At 59.9% G+C, this 10740-nt stretch carries 8 protein-coding genes; 2 read left to right on the top strand and 6 right to left on the bottom strand.

The genetic code is table 11. The features are described 5' to 3' along the window. Nucleotides 1-7 precede the first annotated feature (7 nt). The 6 genes from ugpA to THALAR_RS07220 all read right to left on the bottom strand — a co-directional run bounded on the left by ugpA (nt 8) and on the right by THALAR_RS07220 (nt 9218). Entirely contained in the window at nt 8-889 is an 882-nt protein-coding gene (gene ugpA / locus THALAR_RS07195) for a sn-glycerol-3-phosphate ABC transporter permease UgpA (RefSeq protein ID WP_021100853.1), read from the bottom strand. 70 nt (nt 890-959) lie between these two features. After that, a complete protein-coding gene (gene ugpB / locus THALAR_RS07200) occupies nt 960-2270 on the bottom strand; it encodes a sn-glycerol-3-phosphate ABC transporter substrate-binding protein UgpB (protein WP_021100854.1) in 1311 nt (436 codons plus the stop codon). 172 nt (nt 2271-2442) lie between these two features. After that, entirely contained in the window at nt 2443-6147 is a 3705-nt protein-coding gene (locus tag THALAR_RS07205) for a translocation/assembly module TamB domain-containing protein (RefSeq protein WP_021100855.1), read from the bottom strand. Between the two features lie 26 nt (nt 6148-6173). After that, nucleotides 6174-7970 (bottom strand): autotransporter assembly complex protein TamA, encoded by a 1797-nt coding sequence (locus tag THALAR_RS07210; protein ID WP_169788522.1) that lies wholly within the window; start codon nt 7968-7970, stop codon nt 6174-6176. A 195-nt stretch (nt 7971-8165) separates the two neighbouring features. After that, the gene (locus THALAR_RS07215) at nt 8166-8414 is read right to left on the bottom strand and encodes a hexameric tyrosine-coordinated heme protein (RefSeq protein ID WP_021100857.1); all 249 of its coding nucleotides are present in this window, start codon (nt 8412-8414) and stop codon (nt 8166-8168) included. 54 nt (nt 8415-8468) lie between these two features. Continuing rightward, a complete protein-coding gene (locus tag THALAR_RS07220; RefSeq protein ID WP_021100858.1) occupies nt 8469-9218 on the bottom strand; it encodes a hypothetical protein in 750 nt (249 codons plus the stop codon). 89 nt (nt 9219-9307) lie between these two features. On the opposite strand from THALAR_RS07220, the gene THALAR_RS07225 reads away from it, so the two are divergent. Continuing rightward, nucleotides 9308-9850, top strand: a complete 543-nt coding sequence (locus THALAR_RS07225) for a MarR family winged helix-turn-helix transcriptional regulator (RefSeq protein ID WP_040817383.1) — start codon at nt 9308-9310, stop codon at nt 9848-9850. Further along, entirely contained in the window at nt 9847-10530 is a 684-nt protein-coding gene (locus tag THALAR_RS07230; protein WP_021100860.1) for an MOSC domain-containing protein, read from the top strand. Before THALAR_RS07225 ends, THALAR_RS07230 begins: the two co-directional genes overlap by 4 nt. Nucleotides 10531-10740 lie beyond the last annotated feature (210 nt).

The following is a 10740-nucleotide window of genomic DNA, read 5'->3' on the forward strand; positions in this document are numbered from 1 at the left end:
CGCGCCATCAGTAGTGCACCCTGCGTTCGATAAACTTGAACTGCACGATGGTCAGCGCCCCCACGATCACCAGCAAGATCACCGATTGCGCGGCGGAGGAGCCAAGGTCCTGGCTCACGAACCCGTCCGAGAAGACCTTATAGACCAGAATGGTTGTCGCCTGTTGCGGCCCGCCGGAGGTGATGGTGTGGATCACCCCGAAGGTCTCGAAGAAGGCGTAGACGATGTTGACCACCAGCAGGAAAAACGTGGTCGGGCTGAGCAGCGGGAACACGATGGTGCGGAACCGCGTCCAGAACCGCGCACCGTCGATGGCGGCGGCCTCGATCACCGATTTGGGGATTGCTTGCAGCCCAGCAAGGAAGAACAGGAAGTTATAGCTTACCCGACCCCAACTGGAGGCGACCACGACAAGGCCCATGGCCTCAGCCTCGTTCAGCACGTGGTTCCAATCATAGCCCAAGAGGCCCAGATACCACGACACCACGCCCACGCGGGTGTTGAACATGAAAAGCCACAACACACCGGCAACAGCCGGGGCCACGGCGTAGGGCCAGATTAGCAAGGTGCGGTAGATGCCGGAGCCCTTGATGAGCCGATCCGCCAGCACCGCCAGATACAGCGCAAAGCCCATGGAGGTTACCGTCACCAGAATAGAGAATACCGCGGTAGTCACAAAGGATGCGCGGTAGTAGGAATCGCCCAAGAGATATTCGAAATTCCCTAGGCCCACCCACTGCATGGACAGGCCGAACGGGTCGGGGATGAACAGCGACTGATAGATCGCTTGCCCCGCCGGATAGAAGAAAAACACCGCCGTGATGATGATCTGCGGCATAAGCAGACACATCGGCAGGAGCCAGCCCTTAAAGGTGACGCGCTTTTCCATTCAGATTTCTCGCCCCCTTTGGCCCGTCGTGTGGACGAGGCGTCGAACCGACGCCTCGTCCGTTGGTGGCTTAGCGGTTGGCTTGCTCGAAGCGGCGCAGCAACGCGTCACCGCGTTCCTTGGCGCTATCGAGGGCGGTTTGCGCGTCCTTGTCGCCAGCCCAGACCGCTTCCAGTTCCTCGTCGATAATCCCGCGGATCTGGTCGAAGGAGCCGAGGCGGATGCCCTTGGAATTGGCTGTCGGCTCTTTGCCGGTCATCTGCTGACCCGCGATCTCAGTGCCGGGGTTTTCTTCGTAGAAGCCTTCCGCCTTGGTCTGCTCTGCGGCGGCGTTGGTGATTGGCAGATAGCCCGTGTTCTGGTGCCATTTCGCCTGCACGTCAGCGCTGGACAGGAACGCGAGGAACTCTGCCACGCCTGCGTAGTCTTCGGGCTCATGACCCGCCATCACCCAAAGGGAGGACCCGCCGATGATGGTGTTTTGCGGAGCGCCTTCCACGCCTTCCCAGTAGGGCAGCGTGCGGATATCGAATTCGAACTCCGCTTCCGCTTTCACGCCCGCATAACCGGCTGAGCTTTCAGTAAACAGCGCGCATTCGCCACCACGGAAGTTGGCGCCACCTTCGTTGCGGCGGCCTGTGTAGATGAACTTGCCATCCTTGGCCCATTGGCCCATCGCTTCGATATGCGCGACTTGCACGGGGCCGTTCATCATCAGCTCTGTATCAACGCCCGCAAAGCCGTTTTCCTTGGAGGCGAACGGCACGTTATGCCATGCCGACAGGTTCTCCAGATGCACCCAGCTTTGCCATGCGGTGACCAGCGGGCAATCCTCGCCCCCTTCTTTCAGCGCGTCCAGCGCGTCGCCGACTTTCTGCCATGTGGACAGGTCCATGTCCGGGTCCAGCCCGGCTGCCGTGAAAGCGTCGCGGTTCACATAGAGAACCGGCGTGGAGGAGTTGTAGGGCAAGGACAGCATGTCCCCTTCGGTCGTGGTGTAGTAGCCTTTGACCGCGCCCATATAGGCGTCGGCATCGAACGGTGCCCCGCCTTCGGCCATCACCTCGTAGACTGGCTTGATCGCACCTTTCGCGGACATCATCGTAGCGGTGCCGACCTCGAACACCATCAAGATGTGCGGCTGCTCACCCGCGCGAAATGCGGCGATACCTGCGTTCAGCGTTTCCGAGTAGTTGCCTTTGTGGCTGCCCACGACAACGTAGTCGGACTGGCTGGCGTTGAACTCTTCGATCTGTTCGGCAAGCAACTCGCCCAACCGGCCAGTGAACGCATGCCACCACTGAATTTCCGTTGCAGCATAGGCGTTTGACGACAGCGCAATGGTTGACGCGAACGCGCCAAGAAGTGTTCTGATCTTCATGATGTCCTCCCAGACAAGAAGTGAGCTATATTCGATGACGCCAGCTTAGCGACAGGCGCGCTCCACTTGCAAGGGCGCAACCGTGAATGTTTTGCGACGCTTAGGCTCCCTGCCCGATCAGGTCACCGTCAGCGTCCAGTCACTGATCGTGGCCGTTTTTCTTGCGTCGTCCTCAGTAGTCACGTTCGTAGAATAGTCCGACGCCGGTATTGCCATCGCTGCCCAAGCGCCCACGGACTTTCACATTCGGTGTCACCTCAAGGTTGAGGTTGATCTGGGTCTCTCCGGTGCTTTTCACCGTGACGTCCGTGTATATGTTGTCAGAGATGTATTTACCCACACTCGCCTGCGTATTGCCCTCTGCGTCAGTGCCGAAATCAAGATCGTCGACCCCCAGGTTTTCCCGAACGCGCTCGGTAAGGCCGGGGCCACCGCGTCCGGACAAGGTTTGGACGGCAAGCGCCAGTTGCACCGCTTGAAACGCCGAAATCTGCGTGACGTCGCGCCCGAACAACAGGAAGGAAAGCGCCTCCTCCTCCGGCAGCGTCGGAACGGAGGTCACGTTCAGGTCGGGTGCCGAAGCCGGCCCTTCCAGTTGCAAACCAACCGTGACGTCCTCTACCTGAGAACTTGCGGCAAAGCGGATTACCGGATCAAAGCTGCCCCGCAGCCGGACAGAGCCGTCGGTCAATTCAAGGCGCCGCCCCAGTAGGTCCAGCCGCCCGCGTATCAGATCGAACCCACCGACGGGGATGAGGTCATTGGTCGTGCCGGTCAGGCGCAAGGTGCCGCCAAGCTCCGCGTCCAGACCGCGGCCCCGCACGAACACGCGGTTCGGGCTCTGGATCGTCAGGTCAATGGGATAGCCCACGAACTGCGCACCGGCCGTTTCAGGTTCATCCAGCCCCGCAAACCGCAGCGTGCGCTGGACGTCGCGCGGCGGGTTCAGATGTCGCAAACCATCGAGCACCGAGTAGGACGGCCCGATTTGGGGAATGCGAAGCTCCGCAGTTTCGACGTTGATCACGCCTGTGATCTTCGCACCGCCCGCAAGCGGTCCGGCCACACCAAGACGCCCGCCAAGCTGCGCCTCGAACAAGGATGCCTTGCGCAGCGTCACGTTTATCAGGTCGCCGGTCAGCTGTGCGTTGAACGGGGCCGTCAAGGACACCGGGCCACTCAGAGATAACGTGCCGCCACTCGACACGTTGCTCCTGAGGGATACCTGAGCCTGCCCGCCAGACAATTGGACCGAGCCGTTTATGGCGTCGAGAGATGTCGCAAGCGCGGGCGATGACAGGCGGGCGTCCGCGACTGACATTTGACCGGAGACAGATCTCAGGGCGGGTGGGCCATTCACCACCAGGTTATACCTGACAAGACCGGTCAAATTCTGACCATCGAGCCGTGAGTTGAGCAGGCCAAGCGGCGCGGCACCGTTCAGTGACAGGTTTACCGTGGACGCATCCTCTGCCACCCGTCCGTTCGCCGCGACGGAGACGCCGCCCGGACCTTGCCCCGAGGCGTCGATGATCCAAGCGGATTGGTCCTTTACTGCGGTGCCAGATACACTGGCAGCGCCGGGGAAACCGGGCACGACAAGTTCCAGATTGCCGATAGATGCGCGATACGTCACGCTTCCATTATCGGGGCCGAAGCTGCCACTTACATCCGCGTCAAGGCCGGAGCCGCGCAAGGTCAAAGTGGAAATCTCGACCTGCCCGTCTTCCCCGCGGGACGCCGCGACATCGAAGCGTGTCGTGCCCCGAAACAACGGCTCGACGGCCGGTGCGCCGAATCCCAGAGCCGTGCCCTGCCCGTTTGCGGTCACATCGAAACTGCCTGCGTTGATGTCGACCTTGCCCTCTGCGGATACGGACGCCGCGCCCGACAACGAACGACCTGCAAGGCCCGAGAACGCCGCCAGCCGTGCGATCTCGGCTGTCAGCACGCCGTCAACGACAGGTTTGGCCTCCGCCAATCCTCGAAGCGTTCCCTTGTATTGCGCCTTCGCACCTCCGGGCAGCGCAGCATCGGCTTCGACCGACCAGACGTCGCCGTTCTGCCGGGCGTCGAGTGACAGCTCGGCTGCCTCCGCTAGATCAGGAAGCGCGCGACCGAGCTCCGGCACCTTGGCGCTGAGTTCGATTCTGCTGGCGTCGGTGCGCAGGCTGGCGGTTGCGTCGATGTTGGCGTGGTCTGTGGCAATGCGGACCGGATCAATCTCGAGCCCGCTTTCGTTGCGCGACACCCCGATTTTAACGGTACCATCCCCTGTCAGTAGCGGGTCCAGTTGCGCTATCCCCGTGGCAAGCTGTCGGGTGGCACCGTCGAAATCAAACGCCAGAACGCCTGTCAGAGGCTCTACAAAGCCTGTAATATCAAGCGTGGCTTCGCCGCCCAAATCCAACCCTGCCAAACCGGAGAACCGCGCAAGATCCTGCGCAGCCAGCGCCAGATCCGGCACTATCTTGATGTCTTCGACAGATTGGAGGTCGTTCACCGCGATCTCGCCCGTCAGGCCATAGTCGGCGCCTGCAATGTCGATCTCTTGCAACAGCAATGGCGCACCGCGCGTCCAATCGAAGTTGAGCGCGCCTGCTACCTGCCGACCGATAGCCCGCGCCAATGCGGCGTTCTGCGGTGCAATGCCTTCGGCGCTGAGGTTGATCTTGCCGGTGACCCGTTCCTCCGCCGGTTGGATCGCGCCAGAAGCGGCAAATCGCGCTAGATCGAGCTGCAAAGACTCTTGCGTCAAACCCCTTGCGAACCCTTCTATTTTCCACGCCTCACCCGCATCCGCATCGAAACTTGCGGTCAACTCGACTCGTTCGACCGAGGTAGAGGGGCCGGATAGCGGCAATACGACACTGTCACCGTCAGGCGGTATCACTTCGGCTTTCAGGTTAAGGTTTTGCGGCCAGCCTGATGCGCCGATCTCGGCGGAGCCCGTCAGGAACAACGCGGCCGTTTGCATCCTGAGTTCTTCAAGTATCAAACCGCCCGCCGCCTGTAAGCTGCCCCGCGTGCTTAGCTGGACGTCATCGCCCAGAAAATCCGCGAAGTCCGGCACAAAGACAGGCGCGACATCGCCGTCGACTTCCAAAGCAAAACTAGTCGCGCCCTCAGGCTGCGACGCAATCGTGGCCAAGCCCTTCAAACGCTCCCGTCCGTCGGTGGCGAGACTTATGCGCGCTTCGAAGTCGTCAATCGGGTCATCGCCCTGCACCGTAAGGGAAACCGACGGTCGACCCGGCAAATTCAACAGATTGGCGGCAATCCCGTCGGCGGGTTCCTCCAGACTTAAGTCCAGCAGGAGTTCTCTTGTGGTATTGTCAAACGCGGCAGACAGATTGAATTGACCGTCTTGGTCCAGCCGCTTGATTTCCAGGACGGCATCGCCTGCCCCGCCCGCCAGATTTGCGTTGCCAGACAAAGATATAGTCGCGGCCTCGCCGAACAGCGGCGCGCCGATCTGGATTTCTCCCACGCTCATGCTTTCGACCTTCACGGCAACCGGGAGGTCGGGCAAAGTGAAGGCGCCACGGGCTTCAGGGCTTGGCATGGCCGGTTCTTCGACCACCGGCGGACGGGGCAAGTCGATGCTGCCGATGGAGATTTCGTCAATCTCTATCCGTCCCCGCAACAGGGCAGAGCGATTCCAGACCAGCGATATATCGGTGGCACTGAACCAGACCCCCTCCGGATCGGTGACGGTCACCCTGTCAGCGGTCGCTTTGGAACTTAGCGCCCCCTCGAAGCCCTCCAGCCGCACGGTGCTGCCTGGCGTCGAGAGCGCATCTTCCAGAAGTCCCTGAATGAACCCTCGGTCGCTTTCCTCGCCCTGCGCAAGCGCCGCGAGCGGGGAAATCATCATTAGCAGACAGATCAATACTATACGCATCAGAAAGCCTGCCCGATCCCGACATAGAGCTGCACACCGCTCCCCGTGTCGCCTGCCACCGGTGCGGCCACATCCAGACGGATCGGGCCAACCGGTGTTTTGTAACGCAGCCCGACGCCGGCGCCTGCATGCCAGTCGCCATCGCCGAAGCCTGACGCGCCGATGTAGCCTGCATCGACAAACGCAACGAGGCCAAACGTGTCATTTAGCGAATGGCGCACCTCACCGGACAGCGCCGCAAAAGCACCCCCGCCAAAGCTGCCCCCGACCACCGGCACACCAAGCGACTGATATGGCTGCCCGCGCACGGTGCCCCCCCCGCCGGAGTAGAACAGAAACGCCGGAGGTGCGTCCTGAACATCAAGTCCAAGCAGCGAGCCCAACTGGAGCCTTCCGGCCAACACTGTGCGATCTTCACCCCCGAGCGCACGGTATGCGCGGGCGTCGAAGGAAAGGTGCGCACCGGTTTGGCTGCGGATGGTCTCGTAGAAGGGGGTGACTTCGCCCTTCAGATAAACGCCGTCTTTGGCGTCAAGGCGATCATCGCGGGTGTCGTAGGTCAACGCAAACGGGACGCTGACCAACTGCACCTCCCGCTTTGTAGGAGTGCCGGTATACAGGTCGGTGATGCGTGAATATCCGTATCCCAAGCCCAGTTCCGCGGTCAGATTGTCGCCGATCTCCCGCGACAGGCCGACGACGAATTCCAGTTTCTTCTCTTCGAAGTCGGGCTCATCCAGGTAGAAGAGACCCCCCTTCGCGAAAAGCAATGTGTCAGGCCCGTAGGCTGCGGGTTTTTCGAAGCGGAACGACAATGAGTAGTCAACGCCGCTGGCGTCTCCGGCAATCTGCGCGACCTCACCGTCGACACGAAACTCTTCGGCGCCGCCCAGCAGGTTGCGATGCAGCCAGTAGCCGGACAGTGTCAGGCCATCGAGGCTGGAGAATTCGACGCCACCACCAATTCGCCGGGGTTTTCTGTCGACAACGCTTATCTGCATATCCATGGAGCCGTCGGGTGCCACCTCCTCAGCCTCGGTCACCTGCACCGATTTGAAAGTCCCGGTCTTTCGCAGTCGGCTGGCAGCATCGGCAACAGCCTTCGGGTCATAGACTTGCCCGGTCGGCAGTCCCGCAATCTTGCGTATCCGCTTTTCGCGCACCGTCGTTTCACCGGTCACACGCGTGTTCCCGAATTTGACGCGTGGCCCGGTCGAGATGTCAACGTCCACGTCAAGCTGCGCCGCCGCGTGACGCGCCAACACCGACTGGTTTGCGACTTTCGCCTTCGCGAACCCAACGCCCCGCCAGTCATCGACCGCATCTTTGGTTGCGTCGCGAACGACATCGGCCAAGGCTGGCGCTCCGGTCTGAAATCCGTTGTCCAGCGGTGTGCGATCAACCAACGGCCCGATACGGGTGCCGCCGAACCGAAATGCCTTCCCCGGTTGCACGATAATTTGCACAGAGCTTATGTTCGCAGGCTCTCTGAACGGGTCGATCAATGCGGCTTCCCGCCCGTCGATCAAAATGCTGACGACCGAACTATAGTAGGCGTTGGCATACATTACCTCGACGATATTCGCGTAATCGGATCGTGCTGCCGCGACAACGTCGCCGCCGGTGGTATCTGCATTGCCTACCAAAGTTTTCAGTGTCGACGCCGCGTTGATGCTGCGGAGCAACTCGGCGTCACCATACCCTTTGAAGCGCACCTGCACCGAGTCCAAGGCCAATGCTGCTCCGCCCCATAGCACTAACCCGACAAATGAAAGTGCAAATCCGACTGGCTTCATCTTCCACATCCTATCCATTCACCGAGCCTATCGAAGCGATCCTAGCTCGACCATCGCATAAGCGATTTACTGCCTTAAATATAAGGTGAACGAAAGCGGAAGTCTGTGTCGCAACATGCATCCGCACCCAACGCATTGACGTGGACTTGGTTCCATACGCGACCCGGTATCGGTGACGCCGTGATGGTGTTTGCGCTACTGCTTGGCGACCTGCAAATCCTGCCAATAGGAATTGGCAGCCGCGACCGTTTGAAAATGCGTGGCGACAACGGATGACACCGCGATCAACGCATCGGCATCTTTTGCATAAACCGCCCGCAGGTCATCGCGGATCGCCGGGTCGGCCTGAGTCATCTTGACCGCGACCCGGGCCAGTTTCACTGCAAGCTCGTAGCCCTCCTGCGGGGTGTCCGTGATTAGTGTTGGCAACCATGTGTCCGACATCCTGGCCTCCTGTTTTAGATTGGATCGCGCCTGAATTGGCACGATCCAATATGGTCAATTCAATGCGCCAGGCAAGCTGAGATCGCCGGAGGCGATATCGAAGATATCCGTCACACAAAGAAGCGGCGCGTGAATGTTCGCATTCACACGCAGAGCAGAGGTGACACCGTCGTAACTTGCACCTTCGACGGCACTTGGGTCGTCGAAAGGAACGGTGACAGAGATTTCCGGTCCGTCGAATGTTGGCGCATAGCCCGGGCTGTCGATGAAGATCGGCAGGCCCGGCCAAGTCAATGGCATGGCGGGCGTCGTCCCTTCGGGAATATCGCGCACCCCAAGCGCGCCCTCGCCACAATCTTCCGTCGGCGTCAGGACGACCCAGTGGCTGTGCCACAACAAACCGTCATTGGCCGGATCACCGTCGTTATTTTCATCGAACAATGGCGTATCATCGAAATCCGGATGGCTGGTGGCCGCAAGCGCAAGGATGCCCGTGTCGCCCTCGAACCCCACCGTGGCCGGGTTCAGTGAAGTTGGCCAGACGTAGGAAAACACAGACGCACCGCCGAGCGCACCCGTCGGACTAGGTTGGTCTGCGCCCGCTTCCCCGTTTGTTGTCATGTGAAAGGTCACAAGGCGGCCGTCCCGGTGGGCGTGGGCCGCAAGTATGTCGAAGGCGGCCGCCTTTGAAGGGTCCGCGTCCGATGTGATCGCGCCCTGTTGATGAATGGCATGATTTTCATTTGCGAAGGCGGTGCCGGCAAGCAGTAGCGCGCAGGCAGAGGTGAGAAGGGATCGGGTCATATCAGGCTCCATTTTGATGTTTAATAGCGACTCGATATCAAATTTCCAAACCCATTGCAATAATGATATTGAGTCGCTATCAGTTGGGCATGACGAAACCTGATCATATCCGCGCGCTTATCAATCGCCTTGCACGTCTCGATGCTGCTGAAACCCGGGATGGAACTCTCAACCCCGCACAAATTGGTGCGCTCGAATATTTGGGGCGGGCGAACCGCTTTTCGCGCGCACCATCCCATGTGGCTGAGTATCTGGGCACAACGCGCGGAACTATGTCGCAAACGCTGAAAGCGCTTATGCGCAAAGGCTATGTCAGCGAGCGCAGATCCGAGCTCGACAAGCGCTCGATCTCTTACGATCTGACCAGTACCGGCCGCGCTTTGGCTGCGCGTCAGGGTGATCTGGTCAATGCAATTGATGCTCTGACGGATGCGGAGCAGTCATATCTCGACGAAAGCCTGTCCAGCGTACTTGAACACCAGATCGTCAAAAACGGTAGCCGTGCGTTTGGCGTGTGCCGGGCTTGCACATATCACCGCGTCACGGAAGATGGCCCGTATTGCGCCCTTCTCTCGCTGCCACTTTTGCCAGACGAACCCGAACAAATTTGCCATGAACAGGTGGCCGCATGACAGTCTCAGTCGCAATCGAGAGTGTTTTCGCCGGCGCGGTCGAGGAGCGTTGGCCCGGAAAACCGCCATCGGCCATCGCGAAGCACCCTGTTTCAGGGCGCATCAAGGTCGCCGAACTTGGTATCACGGTGGATGCCCAAGCTGATTTGAACGTACACGGTGGACCGGACAAGGCGCTGCATCACTACCCGGGAGAACACTATGCGATCTGGCGGAAGGAACTCAGCCGAGACGATCTCGGTCCGGGGTCCTTCGGGGAAAATCTCTCAACAACCGGCCTGACCGAGAAAACCGTCTGTATCGGCGACATCTTCAGCCTTGGCTCGGTCAGATTACAAGTCAGTCAGGGCCGACAGCCTTGCTGGAAGCTCAATGCCCATACCGGCGAAGAGCAGATGGCCTATCTGTTCCAGAAAACCGGTAGGACAGGGTGGTATTACAGGGTGCTCTCGACGGGAACGATTGGGCCGGATGACGTTATGACATTGACTGATCGGCCCCACCCCGACTGGAGCGTGGCACGGGTCACCGCCGCGCGTCTGACCGGCAAAGTGAGCCCCGCCGATGCAGCGACCCTGGCCAACTTGCCTGAACTGCCCCGACGCTGGCGAAACGCGTTTGAAAAGATGGCAAACGAGGTGCTGAACGAAGACACGCGCTCAAGATTGCAAACGCCCTAGCGATTGAAGACTTGTAGCAGCCACATCAATTAACCGACTCTCGCGATTCCGATCATTGAATGGGTAGCGGAAAGTATGCGAGCGTACCGCTCATAAATGCTGGGCCAAAAAGGAGATGGGAGAGCAAATTATCTTCCCAATTCGTTTATACTGCAACATTCGATGAATTTTGTAACCTGGGCGGACCTGCGGGACACTTGCGTTGCTACT

Origin of the sequence: Litoreibacter arenae DSM 19593 (assembly GCF_000442275.2) — a bacterium.
Taxonomy (GTDB): domain Bacteria; phylum Pseudomonadota; class Alphaproteobacteria; order Rhodobacterales; family Rhodobacteraceae; genus Litoreibacter; species Litoreibacter arenae.